At 60.7% G+C, this 19,684-nt stretch carries 19 protein-coding genes; 10 read left to right on the top strand and 9 right to left on the bottom strand.

The features are described 5' to 3' along the window. Nucleotides 1-38: 38 nt before the first annotated feature. The 5 genes from miaB to lnt all read left to right on the top strand — a co-directional run bounded on the left by miaB (nt 39) and on the right by lnt (nt 5,455). Nucleotides 39-1,367 carry a tRNA (N6-isopentenyl adenosine(37)-C2)-methylthiotransferase MiaB gene (miaB, locus tag ACEN8Q_RS26770; RefSeq protein WP_015096961.1) on the top strand — a complete coding sequence of 443 codons (1,329 nt, stop codon included), beginning with the start codon at nt 39-41 and terminating at the stop codon, nt 1,365-1,367. 216 nt (nt 1,368-1,583) lie between these two features. Then, a complete protein-coding gene (locus ACEN8Q_RS26765) occupies nt 1,584-2,591 on the top strand; it encodes a PhoH family protein (protein ID WP_008022966.1) in 1,008 nt (335 codons plus the stop codon). Further along, nucleotides 2,584-3,078: an rRNA maturation RNase YbeY gene (ybeY, locus tag ACEN8Q_RS26760; protein WP_413423647.1), complete on the top strand. Its 495-nt coding sequence runs from the start codon at nt 2,584-2,586 to the stop codon at nt 3,076-3,078. Before ACEN8Q_RS26765 ends, ybeY begins: the two co-directional genes overlap by 8 nt. A gap of 5 nt (nt 3,079-3,083) precedes the next feature. Continuing rightward, nucleotides 3,084-3,923 (top strand): HlyC/CorC family transporter, encoded by an 840-nt coding sequence (locus ACEN8Q_RS26755; RefSeq protein ID WP_413423645.1) that lies wholly within the window; start codon nt 3,084-3,086, stop codon nt 3,921-3,923. Between the two features lie 8 nt (nt 3,924-3,931). Then, nucleotides 3,932-5,455 (top strand): apolipoprotein N-acyltransferase, encoded by a 1,524-nt coding sequence (gene lnt / locus ACEN8Q_RS26750; protein ID WP_413703970.1) that lies wholly within the window; start codon nt 3,932-3,934, stop codon nt 5,453-5,455. 111 nt (nt 5,456-5,566) lie between these two features. Here the strand turns inward: lnt and ACEN8Q_RS26745 are convergent, their stop codons facing one another. Together ACEN8Q_RS26745 and ACEN8Q_RS26740 are read right to left on the bottom strand one after the other, a co-directional pair. Next, nucleotides 5,567-6,325, bottom strand: a complete 759-nt coding sequence (locus ACEN8Q_RS26745; RefSeq protein WP_413703969.1) for a YdcF family protein — start codon at nt 6,323-6,325, stop codon at nt 5,567-5,569. Between the two features lie 104 nt (nt 6,326-6,429). Next, nucleotides 6,430-6,750, bottom strand: coding sequence for a hypothetical protein (locus tag ACEN8Q_RS26740; protein WP_008022948.1), 321 nt, complete (start codon nt 6,748-6,750; stop codon nt 6,430-6,432). Nucleotides 6,751-7,031: 281 nt separating this feature from the next. On the opposite strand from ACEN8Q_RS26740, the gene leuS reads away from it, so the two are divergent. The 5 genes from leuS to ACEN8Q_RS26715 all read left to right on the top strand — a co-directional run bounded on the left by leuS (nt 7,032) and on the right by ACEN8Q_RS26715 (nt 13,047). Then, entirely contained in the window at nt 7,032-9,638 is a 2,607-nt protein-coding gene (gene leuS, locus ACEN8Q_RS26735; protein WP_413423639.1) for a leucine--tRNA ligase, read from the top strand. An 87-nt stretch (nt 9,639-9,725) separates the two neighbouring features. Then, complete coding sequence (lptE, locus tag ACEN8Q_RS26730; protein ID WP_413703968.1) at nt 9,726-10,331, top strand: LPS assembly lipoprotein LptE; 606 nt, start codon at nt 9,726-9,728, stop codon at nt 10,329-10,331. Nucleotides 10,332-10,370: 39 nt separating this feature from the next. Further along, the gene (gene holA / locus ACEN8Q_RS26725; RefSeq protein ID WP_413703967.1) at nt 10,371-11,408 is read left to right on the top strand and encodes a DNA polymerase III subunit delta; all 1,038 of its coding nucleotides are present in this window, start codon (nt 10,371-10,373) and stop codon (nt 11,406-11,408) included. An 89-nt stretch (nt 11,409-11,497) separates the two neighbouring features. Then, the gene (arfA, locus tag ACEN8Q_RS26720; protein WP_008022942.1) at nt 11,498-11,662 is read left to right on the top strand and encodes an alternative ribosome rescue factor ArfA; all 165 of its coding nucleotides are present in this window, start codon (nt 11,498-11,500) and stop codon (nt 11,660-11,662) included. A gap of 62 nt (nt 11,663-11,724) precedes the next feature. Continuing rightward, nucleotides 11,725-13,047 (top strand): lytic murein transglycosylase, encoded by a 1,323-nt coding sequence (locus ACEN8Q_RS26715; RefSeq protein ID WP_413423633.1) that lies wholly within the window; start codon nt 11,725-11,727, stop codon nt 13,045-13,047. Between the two features lie 117 nt (nt 13,048-13,164). On the opposite strand, the gene ACEN8Q_RS26710 is transcribed toward ACEN8Q_RS26715, so the two are convergent. The 7 genes from ACEN8Q_RS26710 to mltB all read right to left on the bottom strand — a co-directional run bounded on the left by ACEN8Q_RS26710 (nt 13,165) and on the right by mltB (nt 19,679). Beyond that, complete coding sequence (locus ACEN8Q_RS26710; protein ID WP_413703966.1) at nt 13,165-14,115, bottom strand: S66 peptidase family protein; 951 nt, start codon at nt 14,113-14,115, stop codon at nt 13,165-13,167. Between the two features lie 174 nt (nt 14,116-14,289). Beyond that, nucleotides 14,290-15,288 carry a lipoyl synthase gene (lipA, locus tag ACEN8Q_RS26705; RefSeq protein ID WP_162130451.1) on the bottom strand — a complete coding sequence of 333 codons (999 nt, stop codon included), beginning with the start codon at nt 15,286-15,288 and terminating at the stop codon, nt 14,290-14,292. 25 nt (nt 15,289-15,313) lie between these two features. Beyond that, nucleotides 15,314-15,961 (bottom strand): lipoyl(octanoyl) transferase LipB, encoded by a 648-nt coding sequence (lipB, locus tag ACEN8Q_RS26700; protein ID WP_008022935.1) that lies wholly within the window; start codon nt 15,959-15,961, stop codon nt 15,314-15,316. Further along, a complete protein-coding gene (locus ACEN8Q_RS26695) occupies nt 15,961-16,236 on the bottom strand; it encodes a DUF493 domain-containing protein (RefSeq protein WP_003215438.1) in 276 nt (91 codons plus the stop codon). The genes lipB and ACEN8Q_RS26695 overlap by 1 nt, the downstream gene beginning before the upstream one ends. An 84-nt stretch (nt 16,237-16,320) precedes the next feature. Further along, nucleotides 16,321-17,478, bottom strand: coding sequence for a D-alanyl-D-alanine carboxypeptidase family protein (locus tag ACEN8Q_RS26690; RefSeq protein ID WP_413423629.1), 1,158 nt, complete (start codon nt 17,476-17,478; stop codon nt 16,321-16,323). 183 nt (nt 17,479-17,661) lie between these two features. Beyond that, nucleotides 17,662-18,669: a septal ring lytic transglycosylase RlpA family protein gene (locus ACEN8Q_RS26685; RefSeq protein WP_413423627.1), complete on the bottom strand. Its 1,008-nt coding sequence runs from the start codon at nt 18,667-18,669 to the stop codon at nt 17,662-17,664. After that, the gene (gene mltB / locus ACEN8Q_RS26680; protein WP_413703965.1) at nt 18,669-19,679 is read right to left on the bottom strand and encodes a lytic murein transglycosylase B; all 1,011 of its coding nucleotides are present in this window, start codon (nt 19,677-19,679) and stop codon (nt 18,669-18,671) included. The genes ACEN8Q_RS26685 and mltB overlap by 1 nt, the downstream gene beginning before the upstream one ends. Between the last annotated feature and the right edge of the window lie 5 nt (nt 19,680-19,684).

Raw genomic sequence — 19,684 nt, 5'->3', positions numbered from 1 at the left:
TAATGCGCGGTTCTTTGAATCAGGTGATGACTCTTTCCATGGCCAAGAAGCTTTACATCGAAACCCACGGTTGCCAGATGAACGAGTACGACAGCTCGCGCATGGTCGATCTGCTGGGCGAACATCAGGCCCTGGAAGTCACCGCCCGCGCTGAAGACGCCGACGTGATCCTGCTCAACACCTGCTCGATCCGCGAACGTGCACAGGACCGGGTCTATTCCCAGCTCGGTCGTTGGCGCGAACTGAAACTGGCCAACCCGGACATGGTGATCGCCGTCGGCGGCTGCGTGGCCAGCCAGGAAGGCGCGGCCATCCGCGATCGCGCACCGTACGTCGACGTGGTCTTCGGCCCGCAGACCCTGCACCGCCTGCCGGAAATGATCGACGCCGCGCGCATCAGCAAGCTGCCGCAAGTCGACGTCTCGTTCCCGGAAATCGAAAAGTTCGACCATTTGCCCGAGCCGCGCATCGACGGCCCGAGCGCTTACGTGTCGGTGATGGAAGGTTGCAGCAAGTACTGCACGTTCTGCGTGGTGCCCTACACCCGTGGCGAAGAGGTCAGCCGGCCGTTCGACGACGTGATTGCCGAGATCATTCACCTGGCCGAAAACGGCGTGCGGGAAGTGACGCTGCTGGGGCAGAACGTCAACGGCTATCGCGGCCTCACCCATGACGGGCGCCTGGCGGATCTGGCCGAGCTGATCCGCGTGGTCGCCGCAGTCGATGGCATCGACCGCATCCGTTACACCACGTCGCATCCGCTGGAGTTCTCCGACAGCCTGATCCAGGCCCACGCCGACGTGCCGGAGCTGGTCAAGCACCTGCACCTGCCGGTGCAGTCGGGCTCGGACCGCATCCTCGCCGCGATGAAGCGCAACCACACCGCGCTGGAATACAAATCCAAACTGCGCAAGCTGCGCGCCGCCGTGCCGGGAATCTGCATCAGCTCGGACTTCATCGTCGGCTTCCCGGGCGAGACCGAGAAAGACTTCGAGCAAACCATGAAGCTGATTGCCGACGTCGGTTTCGACTTTTCCTATTCGTTCGTCTACAGCCAGCGCCCGGGTACGCCGGCTGCCGACCTGGCCGATGACACACCGGAGGAGTTGAAAAAAGAGCGTCTGAATGCCCTGCAACATCGCCTGAACCAGCAAGGTTTCGAGATCAGCCGACAAATGGTCGGTTCGATCCAGCGGATCCTGGTGACCGATTACTCGAAAAAAGACCCGGGCGAGTTGCAAGGCCGGACCGAGAATAACCGTATCGTCAACTTCCGCTGCGACAATCCGACCCTGATCGGCCAGTTCGCGGATGTGCACATCGATGCCGCGCAGCCGCACTCGCTGCGGGGTTCGCTGATCCAATAATCGCCACAGATCAATGTGGGAGCGGGCTTGCTCGCGAATAGGGAGTGTCAGTCAATAAATAGGTAACAGACACACCGCTTTCGCGAGCAAGCCCGCTCCCACAAAGACCGCACCAGGCGCGGGGATCAGATTGCAAAATTTAAGAGCTTTCGCACCCAGCCCACTGGCGTTATCCTTGATTTCATCTCAATTGCCCCAGGGCGGCTAAATACGACCTTGAACGCACCCATAGAACCACATCGTTTCATCCTCGAGCCTTTTGAAGCTCGCCGCTTCGCCAATCTGTGCGGGCAATTCGACGAGCATTTGCGCTTGATCGAGCAGCGCCTGACCATCGAGATCCGCAATCGCGGAAACCAGTTCGAACTGATCGGCGAACCCAAACACACCACCTCCGCGGAAAACCTCCTGCGCCGCCTGTACCGGGAAACCAAGGGTACCGAGCTGTCGCCGGATATGGTGCACCTGTTCCTGCAGGAATCCGCCGTCGAACAGCTCGACAACCACTCCCCTGCGGAACCGTCCGTCGCCCTGCGCACCAAGAAAGGCATGATTCGCCCTCGCGGCTTGAATCAGCTGCGCTATGTGAAGGAGATCCTCGGCAACGACATCAACTTCGGCATCGGCCCGGCCGGTACCGGCAAGACCTATCTGGCCGTTGCCTGCGCGGTGGATGCACTGGAGCGCGAGCAGATCCGCCGCATCCTGCTGGTTCGCCCGGCGGTCGAAGCGGGTGAAAAACTCGGTTTCCTGCCCGGCGACCTGTCGCAAAAAATCGACCCGTATCTGCGCCCGCTCTACGACGCACTCTACGAAATGCTCGGTTTCGAATACGTCGCCAAGCTGATCGAGCGCCAGGTGATCGAAGTCGCGCCGCTGGCCTACATGCGCGGCCGTACGCTGAACAACAGCTTCATCATTCTCGACGAAAGCCAGAACACCACGGTCGAGCAAATGAAGATGTTCCTGACCCGGATCGGCTTTGGCTCCACGGCCGTCATCACCGGGGACATCACCCAGGTCGACCTGCCACGCGGCACCAAGTCCGGCCTGCACCATGTGATTGAAGTGCTCAAGGACGTGCCGGGAATCAGCTTCACCCATTTCCAGCCCAAGGACGTCGTGCGCCATCCGCTGGTGCAACGGATTGTCGAAGCCTACGAGCGCTTCGAAACCAAAGCGGCCGATGATGCTGCCGCCAAGGATAGCCGCCGCGATGCTTGAGCTTGACCTGCAAATCGCCACCGAAGCCCCCGCCCCCAGCGAAGCCGAGTTTCGCCAGTGGTGCGAACTGGCTTTGCGCCAGCGCACCGCCGACTCGGAGATGACCATTCGCCTGGTCGACGAAGCCGAAGGTCGCGAGTTGAACCACACCTGGCGGCAAAAGGATTACGCAACTAACGTCTTGTCATTCCCGGCCGATGTGCCGGATGAGTTCCTCGACATCCCGCTGCTGGGCGACCTGGTGATCTGCGTGGCCGTGGTCGAGCGCGAGGCCGCTGAACAGGGCAAGGAGCTCAAGGCCCATTGGGCGCATCTGGTGATTCACGGCTGCCTGCATCTGCTTGGTTACGACCATATTGATGACGACGAAGCCGAAGAGATGGAAGCACTGGAACGAACGTTGCTTGCAGAGCTGGGCATTCCCGATCCGTACGCGGACGACGAAACCGATTTATCCCCTACCGAAACAACAAAGGATTCAGAGTAATCGCTATGAGCGAAGATCGATCGAGCAACGGGCAGAAGTCATGGCTGGGTAAGCTCACCCAGGCTTTTGCCCACGAGCCGAAAAACCGCCAGGAGCTGCTGGAGCTGCTGCGCGATGCACACCAGAACAAACTGCTGGACAGCGAAGCGCTGGCCATTGTCGAAGGCGCCATCCAGGTGGCTGACTTGCAGGTCCGGGACATCATGGTCCCGCGCTCGCAAATGGTCAGCATCAAGGCGAACCAGACACCCCGCGAGTTCCTGCCTGCCGTGGTTGAATCGGCCCACTCCCGCTACCCGGTCATCGGCGAAAGCCACGATGACGTGATGGGCGTGTTGCTGGCCAAGGATTTGCTGCCGTTGATCCTCAAGGAGAACGGCGACAGCTTCAACATCAAGGACCTGCTGCGCCCGGCCACCTTCGTGCCCGAATCCAAGCGCCTTAACGTGCTGCTGCGAGAGTTTCGCGCCAACCACAACCACATGGCCATCGTCATCGACGAGTACGGCGGCGTGGCAGGCCTGGTGACCATCGAGGACGTGCTGGAACAGATCGTCGGCGACATCGAAGACGAACACGATGTCGAAGAAGACAGCTACATCAAGCCGCTGCCCAGCGGTGATTTCCTGATCAAGGCCCTGACACCGATCGAGAACTTCAACGAGTTTTTCGACAGCGAGTTCTCCGACGATGAATTCGACACCGTTGGCGGCCTGGTGATGAGCGCGTTCGGACATTTGCCAAAACGTAACGAAATCACTGAAATCGGCCCGTACCGCTTCCGCATCCTGAACGCCGACAGCCGTCGGATTCACTTGCTTCGCCTGACGCCCATTGCTCGCTAAGGATTGAAATGCGCTGGACAACCCGCCCCGGCTGGCCCGGTAACCTGCTGGCCGTGGCGGCCGGTGCAATCACCACACTGGCCCTGGCGCCGTTCGATATCTGGCCACTGGCACTGCTCGCCGTCGGGCTGTTCTATGCCGGCCTGCGCGAACTGAGCCCACGTCAGGCATTGGGTCGTGGCTGGTGCTTCGGTTTCGGCCTGTTCGGTGCTGGCACCAGCTGGATCTACTACAGCATCCACCACTTCGGTGGCGCTTCGGTATTGCTGGCCGGGTTCCTGATGCTGCTCTTCACGGCGGCGATTGCCTGGTTCTTTGCCCTGCCCGCCTGGATTTGGGCGCGCTGGCTGCGCCGCAATGAGGCGCCGCTGGCCGACGCCCTGGCCTTCGCGGCGCTGTGGGTCGGCCAGGAAGCCTTCCGTGGCTGGTTCCTGACGGGTTTCCCGTGGCTGTACTCCGGTTACAGCCAGCTTGATGGCCCGCTGGCCGGGCTCGCCCCCATCGGCGGGATGTGGCTGATTTCCTTTACCCTGGCCCTGACAGCTGCGTTGATCTACAACGGCATGCGCCTGGTTCGTACGGGGCACAAAGGCTTCATCGCTGCCGGCGTGTTGCTGCTGGTCGGTCCGTGGCTGGCCGGCATGGCGCTCAAGCACCACGCCTGGACTAGCCCTTCGGGCCCGCCACTGAGCGTCGCCGCCATTCAGGGCAACATCGAACAAAGCATGAAGTGGGATCCGGCGCAGCTCAACGCGCAACTGGCGCTGTACCGCGACATGAGCTTCAGCTCCAAACGTGTCGACCTACTCATCTGGCCGGAAACGGCGGTCCCGGTGCTCAAGGAGTCCGCCGAGGGCTACCTGAACATGATGGGCAGCTTCGCCGCCGAACGTAAATCGGCGTTGATTACCGGTGTCCCGGTCCGCATGGAGGTACGCCACGAAAAGCGTTTCTTCAATGCCATCACCGTTACCGGTGAAGGCGACGGCACTTACCTGAAGCAAAAACTGGTGCCGTTTGGTGAATATGTCCCCTTGCAGGACATGCTGCGCGGACTGATCGCCTTCTTCGACCTGCCGATGTCGGACTTCGCTCGCGGTCCGGCCGACCAGCCTTTGCTGCAAGCCAAGGGTTATCAGATCGCGCCGTACATCTGCTATGAAGTGGTTTACCCGGAGTTCGCCGCCAGCCTTGCCGCCCGCAGCGACCTGCTGCTGACCATCAGCAACGACACCTGGTTCGGCACCTCCATCGGTCCGCTGCAACACCTGCAGATGGCACAGATGCGTGCCCTGGAAGCCGGGCGCTGGATGATCCGCGCCACCAACAACGGCGTGTCCGGCCTGATCAACCCGTTCGGTCAGATTACCGATCAGATCCCGCAGTTCGAACGCGGCATCCTGTACGGTGAAGTGGTGCCGATGCACAACCTGACGCCTTACCTGGAATGGCGTTCGTGGCCACTGATCATTGTCTGTGTGTTGTTGTTTGGCTGGGCACTGATCGCCAGCCGGATGGCCAAGACCGTTTAAAAGCTTCGCGAGCAAGCCCGCTCCCACATTGGACTGTGTAGCTCCTGTGGGAGCGGGCTTGCTCGCGAAGGCGTCATCACAGACACCGCACCAACCAGCGCCGACATCACCTCAATAGAACAACGAATAACCGATCTGCCCCACCGCCTCGTTCATCAATTGCCCGTTCTGCCAGATCGCCTTGAACTCCGGCATCCAGCCACCCAGTGGCCGCGCGTTGTCGCCGCCCAGAAACCCTACCGGCGCCGGCACCACCTCAAACCCGGCCTTGCGGAAACTCCAGGCCGCCCGCGGCATATGCCAGGCCTGAGTCACGACCACCACACGCTTGATGCCCTGAGGCAGCAACACCTCGGCGCTGAACTGCGCATTCTCCCATGTCGTGCGGCTGCGCCCCTCCTGCCAGCGCACGGTCACGCCAAAATCGTCACGCAAGGAGTCAGCCATCATCTGCGCCTCGCTGGGCGGCGTGCCGTAGTGCAGGCCGCCGCTGGTCAGTACCGGCAGGCCGGAAGCCTTGGCCAGCCGCGCGGCAAAGCGCTGGCGTTCCAGGCCGACACCCGTGGGCTGGTCCGCGCCCCAGGCAACGTCACCGCGCTCGCGCCCCGAACCGAGAATCACGATCGCATCCGCGCGTTGCCCCAGGCCTGCCCATTCGTCGCGGGCCAGCGGTGGCTCCCGCTCGAGCAGGCCGGCACTCCACTGCACCACCACCGGCAGGCTCATCAACCAGACCCCCCCCAGACCCAGCGCAAAGCACACACTGGCAAGCCTCGGCCTTGAGCGGCGCAACCACCAGGCAAGCAAAAGCAGCAGCAATAGAATGCCGGGGGGCAAAAGAAGTTGTTTTACGAAATAACGAAATGGCATCGAGCATCTCCCGGAGATGCCCGAAGCCTAAGTGGGTTGACGCAATGCGACAATCAATACAGAAGGACTATGCTTCAAAAATGCCTGGAGCATGGCTCTGTACCCTATTTGAACTGCAAAGACCGGACCTTTACCGCGTCTCTGCCGCGAACCTTGTCCTTGAGCCAGATGATCTTGGCCGAACGTGGTGCATCGAGTTGTTTTACCGCCTCAGACAAGCATCCGTGTGTCTCACGCTCACTGCGATCCAGGTACGCTTTGACCAGTGCAAACTCTGCGGGGCTCAGGCCGCGCAGTTCCAGTTCCAGAGGGCGTTCGTCGCGCAACCGGCTAGCGGTCCTTGCCGCCTCCAGGGCCAAGGCCAAACGATCGATCAGCCTTTCGTACAGCTCCGGTTTTGTAGCTTTTTGCTGTGACTCAACCATCCCTCACCTCATTGGAAGATAAGACCTACTCCCCAGTTAGAGCTTAGCTTCCATGAACAAACCGGCTGAACGCCGCGACCAACGGCCCTCACAGCGGTTTTTGCAGGACGTGCGGCAGCAATCAGGGTTTCCCTCGGCAGAGCGCGGTCATGTATGCTACGGCGCTTCCTGTAACTCCACTTCCAGCTCGGCTGGGCATCGAAAACGCCAATGTGGCGCGATCACCGTCCAGCGTTGCATTGAAGAGGATTAGGCCACCCCTATTCAGTTCAAAAGTAGCCATGCACGAACAATATCAGCCCCGTGAAATCGAAGCCGCCGCCCAGTCGTTCTGGGACGAGCAAAAGTCCTTTGAAGTCAGTGAACAGCCAGGCAAGGAGACTTACTACTGCCTGTCGATGTTCCCTTACCCCAGCGGCAAGCTACACATGGGGCACGTGCGCAACTACACCATCGGCGACGTGATCTCCCGCTACCAGCGCATGCAAGGCAAGAACGTTCTGCAACCCATGGGTTGGGACGCTTTCGGCATGCCGGCGGAAAACGCCGCGATGAAGAACAACGTAGCGCCGGCCAAGTGGACCTACGAAAACATCGCCTACATGAAATCCCAGCTACGCAGCCTGGGCCTGGCGGTGGACTGGTCGCGCGAAGTGACCACCTGCAAGCCGGACTACTACCGCTGGGAACAATGGCTGTTCACCCGCCTGTTCGAAAAAGGTGTGATCTACAAGAAAAGCGGCACCGTGAACTGGGACCCGGTCGACCAGACCGTCCTGGCCAACGAGCAAGTGATCGACGGTCGCGGCTGGCGCTCCGGCGCGCTGATCGAAAAGCGCGAAATCCCGATGTACTACTTCAAGATCACCGCCTACGCGGATGAACTGCTGGAGAGCCTCGACGAACTGACTGGCTGGCCTGAACAGGTCAAGACCATGCAGCGCAACTGGATCGGCAAGTCCCGCGGCATGGAAGTGCAGTTCCCGTACAACGTCGATTCCATCGGCGAAACCGGCACGCTGAAAGTCTTCACCACCCGTCCGGACACTTTAATGGGAGCGACTTACGTCGCCGTGGCCGCCGAGCACCACCTGGCCACCCTGGCCGCCCGCAACAATCCTGAACTGCAGGCGTTCATCGCTGAATGCAAGGGCGGCAGCGTGGCCGAAGCCGACGTCGCCACCCAGGAGAAAAAAGGCCTGCCGACCGGCCTGTTCGTCGAGCACCCGCTGACCGGCGAAAAACTGCCGGTATGGGTCGCCAACTATGTGCTGATGCACTACGGCGACGGCGCGGTAATGGCGGTTCCAGCCCATGACGAGCGCGATTTCGAATTCGCCCACAAGTACAACCTGCCGGTCAAATCGGTAGTGCGCACCAGCTCCGGCGATAGCAACCCGACACCATGGCAAGACGCCTACGGCGAGTACGGCACGCTGATCAACTCCGGCGAGTTCGATGGCCTCGATTTCGCGGGCGCCTTCGACGCCATCGAAGTCGCGCTGATCAAGAAAGAACTGGGCGCCTCGCGTACCCAGTTCCGCCTGCGCGACTGGGGCATCAGCCGTCAGCGTTACTGGGGCTGCCCGATCCCGATCATCCACTGCGGCACTTGCGGTGACGTGCCGGTGCCGGAAGATCAACTGCCTGTCGTGCTGCCGGAAGACGTCGTACCCGACGGTGCCGGCTCGCCACTGGCGCGCATGCCCGAGTTCTACGAGTGCACCTGCCCTAAATGCGGCGCACCGGCCAAGCGTGAAACCGATACCATGGACACCTTCGTCGAGTCCTCGTGGTACTACGCCCGTTATGCCTCGCCGCACTATCAAGGTGGCCTGGTCGAAAAATCCGCGGCTGATCACTGGCTGCCGGTGGATCAATACATCGGCGGTATCGAACACGCGATCCTGCACCTGCTCTACGCGCGCTTCTTCCACAAGTTGATGCGTGACGAAGGCCTGGTGAGCTCCAACGAGCCGTTCAAGAACCTGCTGACCCAGGGCATGGTGATCGCCGAGACTTACTATCGTCGCGAAGCCAATGGTGCTTACACCTGGTTCAACCCGGCGGACGTTGAACTCGAGCGCGACAGCAAGGCCAAGGTCATCAGCGCCAAGCTGATCGCAGACGGCCTGCCGGTGGAAATCGGCGGCACCGAGAAGATGGCCAAGTCGAAGAACAACGGCGTTGACCCACAGTCGATGATCGACCAGTTCGGCGCAGACACCTGCCGCCTGTTCATGATGTTCGCCTCGCCACCTGACATGAGCGCCGAATGGTCCGACTCCGGTGTAGAAGGTTCGCACCGCTTCCTCAAGCGCGTCTGGCGTCTGGCTCAGGCCCACGTGACCCAAGGCCTGCCGGGCAAACTGGACGTTGCCGGCCTGAACGACGAGCAGAAAGCCATTCGCCGCTCGATCCACCAGGCTATCAAGCAGGCCAGCCACGACGTCGGCCAGAACCACAAGTTCAACACCGCCATCGCCCAGGTGATGACGCTGATGAACGTGCTGGAAAAAGCCGCGCAAGGCAGCGAACAGGATCGCGCACTGGTCCAGGAAGGTCTGGAAACCGTGACTCTGTTGCTGGCCCCTATCACCCCGCACATCAGCCACGAGCTGTGGCATCGCCTGGGTCACGCCGACCCGGTGATCGACGCCAGCTGGCCAGTGCTGGACGAAAGCGCACTGGTGCAAGAAAGCCTGCAACTGGTGATTCAGGTCAACGGCAAACTGCGTGGTCACATCGAAATGCCGGCCAGTGCCAGCCGTGAAGAAGTCGAAGCAGCCGCCCGTGCCAACGAGAACGTCCTGCGCTTCGTCGACGGTCTGACCATTCGTAAAGTGATCGTAGTGCCCGGGAAACTGGTCAATATCGTCGCCAGCTAATTGGATCAGGCGCCGGGTGAGCCTGGCGCCGAGTAAAACCTTTCGGGCCGCTTGATCGGCCCACATGGTTTCAAGGGGAGCAACAAGATGATCAAACGCAATCTGCTGGTGATGGGCCTCGCGGTTCTGCTGAGTGCCTGCGGTTTCCAGCTGCGCGGAACCGGCACCGACGAACTGGCGATCAAGGAACTCGACCTGAGCGCCCGTAACGCCTATGGCGAAACCGTGACTCAGTTGCGTCAGGTACTGGAGGGCAGCGGCGTCAAGGTCTATAACGGTGCACCGTACAAACTGGTGCTGACCAATGAACAGGAAAGCCAGCGCATCCTCAGCTACGCAGGTGCCGGTCGTGCAGGCGAGTACCAGATGACCAGCGTGCTGAACTACGACATCCGTGGTCGCGGCGATCTGCCACTGTTGAGCGACAAGCTTGAAGTGCAGAAAATCTACATGCACGACGGCAACAACCTGGTGGGCTCCGATCAGGAGGCCGCAACCGCCCGGGCAGAAGGTCGCCGGGAGATGGTCCAACGCATGATGCTGCGCTTGCAACAATTGACCCCGGGCCAGCTGAATCAGTTGCAGCAGACTGCCGAAGCCAGGGCCAAGGCTGAAGCTGCTGCACTGGAAGCGGCCAAGAAGGCTGAAGCGGAAACTCCGCGCCAGTCGCCAATCGAACTGCCGCAGCAGTAAGACTTACGGGGCGCCCAGGCGCCCCGTTCGCCCCCTCCTATGAAACTCGCCCCCGCCCAACTCGCCAAACACCTGCAAGGCACCCTTGCGCCGGTCTACATCATCAGCGGCGATGACCCGCTGTTGTGCCAGGAGGCGGCCGACGCTGTTCGCGCTGCCGCCCGCCAGCAGGGATTCGATGAACGCCAGGTGTTTGCCGCCGACGCCAGTTTCGACTGGGGCACGCTGCTGCAAGCCGGTGCCAGCATGTCGCTGTTCGCCGAAAAGCGCCTGCTGGAACTGCGCCTGCCTTCCGGCAAACCCGGCGACAAAGGTGCCGCCGCGCTGATCGAGTACTGCTCGCGCCCGGCCGACGACACCGTGCTGCTGATCAGCTTGCCGAAACTCGATGGCAGCGCGCAGAAAACCAAGTGGGGCAAAGCGCTGGTCGAAGGACAGCAGACCCAGTTCGTGCAGATCTGGCCGGTCGATGTCGCCCAGTTGCCAAGCTGGATCCGCCAACGTTTGTCCCAGGCCGGGCTTTCCGCCAGCCAGGACGCCGTTGAGTTGATCGCAGCAAGGGTCGAGGGCAACTTGCTGGCCGCCGCCCAGGAAATCGAAAAGCTCAAGCTGATGGCCGAAGGGGGTCAGATCACCGTTGAAACCGTGCAGGCTGCGGTGGCCGATAGTGCGCGTTTCGACGTCTTTGGCCTGACCGATGCGGTTCTCAATGGTGAAGCAGCCCACGCGCTACGCATGCTCGAAGGGTTGCGCGGTGAAGGCGTCGAGCCGCCGGTGATTCTCTGGGCCTTGGCCCGGGAGTTGCGCCTGCTGGCCAATATTTCGCTGCAATACAGCCAGGGTACGCCGCTGGACAAGGCTTTCAGCCAGGCCAAGCCGCCGGTCTGGGACAAACGTAAACCGTTGATGAGCAAAGCGCTGCAGCGCTACTCGGCACAGCGCTGGGCGCAACTGCTGCTGGAAGCGCAACGCATCGACGCGCAGATCAAGGGCCAGGCTGCGGGTTCGCCGTGGATGAGCCTGAGTCGGTTGACGTTGTTGATGGCCGGGCAGCGCTTGTCGTTGCCGGCGGAGTGAAAAGTCCCAGACAATGCAGGGACTAGACAGAAACCTCGCTTGAGCAGATGATTTGCCCCGCAAAATCCACTCACTTGCGAGCAATCATCATGAGCAAAAAGCCATCGAAGCATGGCCCCAACAAGGCCAAATCCATCATCGCCCAGCCATTGTTCCGCAGCCGCCAGGAACGCCCCGGCAAGGGCAAAGGCAGTTACCGCCGCGAAGCCTTCCAGTCTGACAGCTGGGAGGCTTCTTACTTTCTGGCAGCCTGAAAGGCAAGCATCCGCTCAACATGTTAAGGTCTGCACCTGATACGTTTTCCCTGGACCTGTGCATGCCCTTTTGTATTTCCCGTCGTTGGCATCTGCGCCAATTGATTGCTGCCTCCAGCCTTGTTTTGCTAGTCGCCTGCGCGGAAAAACCAACCGCCGCCGACGCACAGCCGCTTCAGACGCTCCCTGTCGCCACCGCTCCCGCAGTCATTGCGCCCGTGGTTCCGAGCGGCGATAACCTCGACATCCAGCCAACCCAGACCTTTGCCGAATGGCAAGCAGGTTTCCGCAAGGATGCCCTGGCCGCCGGTATCCGCGCCGATCTGTTCGACCGCGCTTTTGCCAATGTCAGCTTCGACCCCAGTGTGATTCGTGCCGATCGCAGCCAACCGGAGTTCGCAAAACCGGTGTGGGAATACCTCGACGGCGCCCTGTCACCGTTGCGGGTTCGCAAAGGTCAGGCGCTGGTCAGCCAATACGACGGTATCTTGCAGAGTATCGAACAGCGTTACGGCGTCGACCGTGAGGCACTTGTCGCCGTGTGGGGCATGGAAAGCAACTTCGGCCAGTTCCAGGGCAGCAAGTCGGTGATCAATTCGCTGGCGACCCTGGCCTACGAAGGCCGACGCCCGGGCTTCGCCCACGCGCAATTGATTGCCGCCCTGCAGATCCTGCAACAAGGTGATATCGAACCGGAGAAAATGCTCGGCTCCTGGGCCGGCGCCATGGGCCAGACCCAGTTCATCCCGACTACCTACAACACCCATGCCGTGGACTTCGACGGCGATGGGCGCCGCGATATCTGGGGGAGCTCGGCCGATGCCCTGGCCTCGACTGCACATTATCTGCAAAGCTCAGGCTGGCAGAAAGGCCAGCCGTGGGGCTTCGAGGTGCAGTTGCCAGGCGGGTTCAACTACGTGCTGGCCGATGGCACTATTCGCAAAAGCGTCGCGGAATGGCGGCAACTGGGGATTACGCTGCCCAATGGCGGCCAGGTCCCGGCCGGTTCCGAGCAATTGTCCGCGGCCCTGTTACTGCCTGCCGGTTACCGTGGCCCGGCATTCCTGGTGCTCGATAACTTCCGGGCGATCCTCAAGTACAACAACTCGTCGTCCTACGCCTTGGGGGTGAGCTTGTTGTCCGAACGCTTCAACGGCGCGGGCCTGATCAGCGGCACGTGGCCAAAAGATGATTTGCCGCTGAGCCGTACCGAGCGGATCGAACTGCAAAACTTGCTGAGTGCCCAGAATTACGACGCGGGTAATGCGGACGGAATTATCGGTGCCAATACCCGCAAGGCGATTCGCAGCGCGCAGCAGTCGTTTGGCTGGCCGGCGGATGGGTATCCGACGCACAAGTTGCTGGAAGGGTTGCGCAGCCGCTAAAAGCTTCGTCGGAACGCCGCCCGGAGCAAGCCCGCTCCCACATTTGATCTGTGAACGACACAAAAACAATGTGGGAGCGGGCTTGCTCGCGAAGGCGGACTGTCAGGCGATGAAGACCTACAGCCTGACCACCACATCCTGCTCCAACACCAACTCCTTGTTCCCTGCATCCAGCCTGACCAGCGCGCCCATGGGCAATGTCAGGTTCGGATCGCAATGCCCGCTACGCCATCCGGACAACACCGGTATCCGCAACGGCTCGAACGTCTGCTTGAGCAACCGCTCCAGCGCAGGTACCTCCACACCCGCCACATCCCCCACCAGTACCCCACACAACTTGCCCAAAGTAGCGGACAGTCGCAATTGGGTCAGCAATCGATCGATGCGATACAGCGGCTCGTTGATGTCCTCGATAAACAGGATGACACCCTCGGCATCGATCTCGTAAGGCGTGCCCATGGTCGCGGCGATCATCGACAGATTGCCCCCCAGTAAACGGCCGTGGGCAATACCTGGCTCGATCGTCGTCAATGGATAGGCAACGGGATGCGCCAACACACTGCCTGCCTTCACCTGCCCGCGCAGCATATTGAAAAACGACGGCTCGGTAGGCTTTTGCTTGTCGCCCAGCAGATCAGCGTTGAGCAGCGGGCCATGGAAGGTCACGAAGCCTGCATAACGGCTGATAGCCAGATGCATTGCGGTAATGTCGCTGTAGCCGATGAACGGCTTGGCGTTGTCGCGCAGCAGTTCGAAATCGATTCGATCAAGCAACCTCGGCGTGCCGTAACCACCGCGCAGGCAAATGATGGCATCGACCTCGTGGTCGGCGAACGCCGCGTGCAGGTCATTGAGCCGCACCTCGTCACTGCCGGCAAGATAGCCATCCTTCTCGTAGACGCCGGGAAATATCTTCAGCGAATAGCCGCGGGCGCGCATCCATTGCACGGCTTTACTTGTGTCCAGCGGCGCGGGACCGGCAGGTGCAATAACACCGATCATGCCTTCCGGCGGCAGTGCCGGGACAGGAACGTGAGGGCAAAGGGTGTGGGTCGGTCGAGCGGTCATCCGTGAATCTCCCTGCGTAAAAACTTCAGCACACAGTAGTCAGGAATGGGGACAAACAGAAGAGGAACTGTTGCCCCGCAGGTTGCAGGAAAAAGTGGCCAGTGCCGTAGGACAGGCAAAAAAACACCCGCAAGGCTGAATACCGTGCGGGCGTTTTTCATTTCATAACGCAGATCAGGACGACATCAGCTCGGCCTTGACCAGCTTCGCTTGTTCATCGGCATGGTACGAGGAACGTACCAGCGGACCTGAGGCAACGTTCTTGAAGCCCATCTTGTAGCCTTCCTCGGCGAACCAGGCAAAGGTGTCCGGGTGCACGAAGCGCTGCACTGGCAAGTGGCTGCGCGAAGGTTGCAGGTACTGGCCCAGGGTCAGCATGTCGATGTCGTGCTCGCGCATGCGCTTCATGACTTCGATGACTTCTTCGTCCGTTTCACCCAGACCCAGCATCAAACCGGATTTGGTCGGGATGTGCGGCATCATCTGCTTGAAGCGTTGCAGCAGGGTCAGCGACCACTGGTAGTCCGAACCCGGACGTGCGGCCTTGTACAGGCGCGGCACGGTTTCCAGGTTGTGGTTGAACACATCCGGCGGCTCGGCGGCGGTGATTTCCAGGGCGATATCCATGCGGCCACGGTAGTCCGGGACCAGGGTCTCCAGCTGCACGTTCGGCGACAGCTTGCGGATTTCACGGATGCAGTCGGCAAAGTGCTGGGCACCACCGTCACGCAAGTCGTCGCGGTCCACCGAAGTGATCACCACGTATTTCAGGCGCAAGTCGGCGATGGCGATGGCCAGGCTTTCCGGTTCGTTGACGTCGAGTGGCTTCGGACGGCCGTGGCCGACGTCGCAGAACGGGCAACGACGGGTGCAGATGTCACCCATGATCATGAAGGTCGCGGTGCCGCCGGAGAAGCACTCGCCCAGGTTCGGGCAGGAAGCTTCTTCGCACACACTGTGCAACTTGTGTTTGCGCAGCAGGGCCTTGATGCGGTCGACTTCCGGCGAAACCGGGATGCGGACGCGAATCCAGTCCGGCTTCTTCGGCAATTCGGTGGTCGGAATGATCTTCACCGGGATGCGTGCAACCTTTTCGGCGCCGCGCAGCTTGACGCCGGCTTCAACCTTGGGACGCGGGGCCGGGCGCTCGGAGACATCGAGCGTCGGGATCATGGTTTGCACTGCATCAGTAGTCATATCAGTCGATTCCGCCCGTCAGGGTCGTCTGCTCAGCATAGTCGAGGTGTTTGACGAGCTGCGCGCGCAGCCGGGCACTTACCTCGGCAAATTCAATCGATCCTGCGTGATCGCTCAGCTGGGTCATCGCCAGCCCGGCGTAGCCGCAGGGATTAATCCGTCGAAACGGTTCCAGGTTCATGTCTACGTTCAAGGCCAGGCCATGAAAGGAACAGCCGTGGCGAATCCGCAACCCCAGGGAAGCGATTTTCGCCCCGTCGACGTAGACACCCGGTGCATCGGGCTTGGCCACGGCGGTCACGCCGTAACTGGCCAACAGCTCGATCAGGCATTGCTCCATCCGGCTGACCAGATCGCGCACGCCAAAACCCAGCCTGCGCACATCCAGCAGCAGATAAGCCACCAGCTGGCCAGGGCCGTGGTAGGTCACCTGACCACCACGGTCGACCTGCACCACCGGAATATCACCGGGAAGCAACAGGTGCTCGGCCTTGCCGGCCTGCCCCTGGGTGAACACCGCAGGATGTTCCACCAGCCAGATCTCGTCGGCAACATCGGTGCCGCGTTCGTTGGTGAAGCGTTGCATGGCATGCCAGACCGGCTCGTAAGCCATCTGGCCGAGCTCGCGAAAGCCCAGCGTGCCGGACATCACAACACCATGTGCACGAAACCGGTGGCCCGCAGTTCGCTGTTGATGTTGTACAGCTGGTCCTGGTCGGTCGCGACGATGTGCAACTGAATGGTGGTGTATTTGCCGTTGGTGCTTTGGCGCTCATCTACACGGTCATGGTTGATCGTCGCGTGTTTCTTGACGATCTCGATGATCTTGTCCTTGTTGCCCACACCGGTATCGCTGATCACCTTAACCGGGTAATCAACGTTGGGGAATTCGATCTTAGGCGCCTTTACTTCGGTATCGGTCATGGCGTAACGGCCTCGTAAGCGTAAGCCGTGGCGACGGGCATGGCCCCGTGCCGGATCAGCGCGGGGCCATGCAGGTGCACACTATCAGTTGAACAAGCCGTAGAAGAATAGACGGATGCTATCCCACATGCGACGGAAGATACCACCCTCTTCGACGCCATCCAGAGCGATCAGGTCAGCGCTGTGCACCACCTTGTCGTCCAGTTTGACTTCGACTTTACCGATCACGTCGCCCTTGGCGATTGGCGCAACCAGTTGCGGGTTCATGGTCATGCTGGCAGCGAGCTTTTTCAGCTGGCCTTTCGGCAGGGTCATGGTCAGGTCTTCAGCCAGGCCGGCCTTGACTTGATTGGTGGAGCCTTTCCAGACAGGTGCCTGGGCCAGTTCGGCGCCCTTCTGATAGAAGGTCTGGGTTTCGAAGAAACGGAAACCGTAGGTCAGCAGCTTCTGGGTTTCGGCGGCACGGGCCACTTCGCTGCTGGTGCCGAACACCACGGCGATCAGGCGCATGCCATCACGTACGGCCGAAGACACCATGCAGTAGCCGGCTTCGTCGGTGTGGCCGGTTTTCAGGCCGTCGACGGTCTTGTCGCGCCACAGCAGCAGGTTGCGGTTCGGTTGCTTGATGCCGTTCCAGAAGAACTCTTTCTGCGAGTAGATCGCGTAGTGAGCCGGGTCTTCGTGGATGATCGCGCGGGCCAGAACAGCCATGTCGTGAGCCGACGAATAGTGCTCAGGATTCGGCAGGCCGGTCGGGTTCATGAAGTGGGTGTTGGTCATGCCCAGATCGGCGACGGTCTTGTTCATCAGGTCGGCGAAGGCGTCTTCGCTGCCGGCGATGTGCTCGGAGAGCGCGACGCTGGCGTCGTTGCCCGACTGGATGATGATGCCGTGCAGCAGGTCGCTGACGGTGACCTGCGAGCCGACCTTGATGAACATCCGCGAACCGCCGGTACGCCAGGCGTTTTCGCTGACGGTCACCGGATCGTTTTCACCGATCTGGCCACGACGGATTTCCAGGGTCGCGATGTACGCGGTCATCAGCTTGGTCAGGCTGGCCGGTGGCAGACGCTGGTCACCATTGTTCTCGACCAGCACGTTGCCGCTGCTGGCGTCCATGAGCACATAGGCCTTGGCGGCCAATTGCGGTGGCGACGGCATCATCTCGACCGCGAACGCGGCAGGTGAGAGGAGCAGCGGGACTAAAAGGCACAGGCGTTTGGCAAAGGTGGTGATGTTCATCCGTCTCTCGAAATCGCTAATGGAAACTTGCCCGAGGGCAAAACTATTCAGACAGCTTCTTAAAGGCTGTCGCGTGTTCAGCTGCTCACTCTTTAACCCTGTGCCGGGCTTTTGTTCTTAGAAGAGCCAACAACATGGTCCGCCCCCCAAATCGCAAGCGAACCGACAATCAAGTACTACGTATTACTCTGTGACCACGCTCGGCGAACCGAGATTGGCCAGGCGCACACTGTTCTGCACCTGCTGGATCTCACCCGGCGATCCGATCGGGCCCATACGAACCCGATGCAGGGTCTGCTGATTGCGCACGATCGAGCTGATGAACACCGGAGCGCTCACCATCCCGCTGAGCTTGGATCTCAGGAGTTCTGCAGCGTCCGGGTTGGCGAACGCGCCCACCTGCAGATACTGGCCAGAGGCTGGTACAGAAGCGTTTTTTTTTGCATCAAGCTGCACCGGTACCACCGCGGCGGCGTGTTGCTGCGGCGGCGGAGTCCATTGCTCGACGGTGCCGGCCGAAGCCGTGATCACCGGGGCGCTATTCTGCGCGACTTGCGGCTCGTTGAGCATCAAAGGCGCCGGACGGCCTTTGGCCGCCCAATACGCCTGTGGATCAATGCCCTCGACCTTGACCCGCGCGGTGCCGATTTCGGCATAACCGAGCTTCTTGGCGGCGGCGTAGGACAAATCGATGATTCGGTCCGAGTAGAACGGCCCACGGTCGTTGACTCGCAGGATCACGCTCTTGTTGTTGTCCAGGTTGGTCACCCGGACATAACTTGGCAGTGGCAATGTCTTGTGCGCGGCACTCATGCCGTACAGGTCATACACCTCGCCGTTGGCGGTGTTCTGGCCGTGGAACTTGGTGCCATACCAGGACGCCGTGCCCGAAGCCACGTAGGTCTTGGATTCTTGCAGCGGGAAATAGGTTTTACCCAATACCGAGTACGGGCTGGCCTTGTATGGGCCGGTGTGCAGGGTCGGCGTGGCGTCCGGAATGCGCGAAACATCGACATCCCACCACGGCGCGCCATCCTTGTGGGCGCGGTTGATGTCCAGCCCCGGCGTCGAGCGCACGGCGCTGGAGGACTTCTGGGCCGGCGCACGGCTGGTCGAACAACTGGCGACCAGCATTGCCAACGCAGCGAATGCCATCAGCTTCAGGGGTTTATTGATAGGCAATGCCCGCATTACTTGACGCCCCGTGCTTGGACCAGCTGTTCAGACAGTTGATGTACGGCCATGGCGTACATCACGCTGCGGTTATAACGCGTGATCGCGTAAAAATTCTTCAGGCCCATCCAGTACTCGGAGCCATTGTCGCCTTCCAGGCGGAAAGCGGTAACCGGCATATCATCGCGCAGCGCATCATGACTTGACCACCCCAGGGCTCGCAACTCCCCGACGGTTTTCGTCGGTTCGATTCCTGCGGTCAAACCTTCGTCGACCTGATCGCCACGGACATCGGCGCGGCTGACTACCGGTTCGCCGGCGACCCAGCCATGACGCTTGAAGTAACTGGCGACACTGCCAATGGCATCGTCCGGGTTGGTCCAGATGTTGATATGGCCATCACCGTCGAAATCCACCGCATAGGCGCGGAAACTGCTCGGCATGAATTGTGGCAATCCCATTGCGCCGGCGTAGGAGCCTTTGAGCGTCAACGGATCGACCTGCTCTTCACGGGCCAGCAGCAAGAACTCACGCAATTCCTTGCGGAAAAACTCGGCACGGGGAGGATAGTCGAAACCCAGGGTCGACAAGGCATCGATCACCCGGAAATTTCCGGTATTACGACCGAAAAAGGTTTCAACGCCGATGATCGAGACAATGACCTGGGCCGGTACGCCGTATTCCTGCTCGGCACGGGCCAGCACCGCTTCGTGCTGACGCCAGAAGTCCACACCCCGGGCTATGCGCGCATCGGTGATGAACATCGGGCGATATTCGCTCCACTGCTTGACCCGTTCGGCGGGTTTCGAGATGGCGTCCAGAATCGACTGCTTGCGCTCGGCTTCGCGGAACACGCCCATCAACTGTTCACCGGCGAAACCGTAGTCGCGGGTCATTTCACCGACGAATTCGGCCACCTGGGGTGAGCCTTCGTAGTTGCCGGCCAACGCTTCCTGCACGGTGCCAAGGATGCTTACCAGGCCGACCCATGGCGCATGTCGAGTCGCCCAGCCACGCATTACTTGCATTGAAA

This window comes from Pseudomonas sp. Pseusp16 (assembly GCF_047324915.1).
In the GTDB taxonomy this organism is placed as follows: domain Bacteria; phylum Pseudomonadota; class Gammaproteobacteria; order Pseudomonadales; family Pseudomonadaceae; genus Aquipseudomonas; species Aquipseudomonas fluorescens_CD.
Note: the sequence above shows the minus strand (reverse complement) of the source record. Positions and strands in the feature narration are given on the sequence as shown.

Coding starts and splice junctions, on each gene's coding strand:
- ACEN8Q_RS26690 (WP_413423629.1), bottom strand. CDS start 17,478: ATGAACATCACCACCTTTGCCAAACGCCTGTGCCTTTTAGTCCCGCTG.
- ACEN8Q_RS26695 (WP_003215438.1), bottom strand. CDS start 16,236: ATGACCGATACCGAAGTAAAGGCGCCTAAGATCGAATTCCCCAACGTT.
- lipA (WP_162130451.1), bottom strand. CDS start 15,288: ATGATCCCGACGCTCGATGTCTCCGAGCGCCCGGCCCCGCGTCCCAAG.
- holA (WP_413703967.1), top strand. CDS start 10,371: ATGAAACTCGCCCCCGCCCAACTCGCCAAACACCTGCAAGGCACCCTT.
- lptE (WP_413703968.1), top strand. CDS start 9,726: ATGATCAAACGCAATCTGCTGGTGATGGGCCTCGCGGTTCTGCTGAGT.
- ACEN8Q_RS26710 (WP_413703966.1), bottom strand. CDS start 14,115: ATGACCGCTCGACCGACCCACACCCTTTGCCCTCACGTTCCTGTCCCG.
- ACEN8Q_RS26685 (WP_413423627.1), bottom strand. CDS start 18,669: ATGCGGGCATTGCCTATCAATAAACCCCTGAAGCTGATGGCATTCGCT.
- miaB (WP_015096961.1), top strand. CDS start 39: ATGGCCAAGAAGCTTTACATCGAAACCCACGGTTGCCAGATGAACGAG.
- ACEN8Q_RS26715 (WP_413423633.1), top strand. CDS start 11,725: ATGCCCTTTTGTATTTCCCGTCGTTGGCATCTGCGCCAATTGATTGCT.
- ybeY (WP_413423647.1), top strand. CDS start 2,584: ATGCTTGAGCTTGACCTGCAAATCGCCACCGAAGCCCCCGCCCCCAGC.
- ACEN8Q_RS26740 (WP_008022948.1), bottom strand. CDS start 6,750: ATGGTTGAGTCACAGCAAAAAGCTACAAAACCGGAGCTGTACGAAAGG.
- lnt (WP_413703970.1), top strand. CDS start 3,932: ATGCGCTGGACAACCCGCCCCGGCTGGCCCGGTAACCTGCTGGCCGTG.
- ACEN8Q_RS26755 (WP_413423645.1), top strand. CDS start 3,084: ATGAGCGAAGATCGATCGAGCAACGGGCAGAAGTCATGGCTGGGTAAG.
- leuS (WP_413423639.1), top strand. CDS start 7,032: ATGCACGAACAATATCAGCCCCGTGAAATCGAAGCCGCCGCCCAGTCG.
- ACEN8Q_RS26745 (WP_413703969.1), bottom strand. CDS start 6,325: ATGCCATTTCGTTATTTCGTAAAACAACTTCTTTTGCCCCCCGGCATT.
- mltB (WP_413703965.1), bottom strand. CDS start 19,679: ATGCAAGTAATGCGTGGCTGGGCGACTCGACATGCGCCATGGGTCGGC.
- lipB (WP_008022935.1), bottom strand. CDS start 15,961: ATGTCCGGCACGCTGGGCTTTCGCGAGCTCGGCCAGATGGCTTACGAG.
- arfA (WP_008022942.1), top strand. CDS start 11,498: ATGAGCAAAAAGCCATCGAAGCATGGCCCCAACAAGGCCAAATCCATC.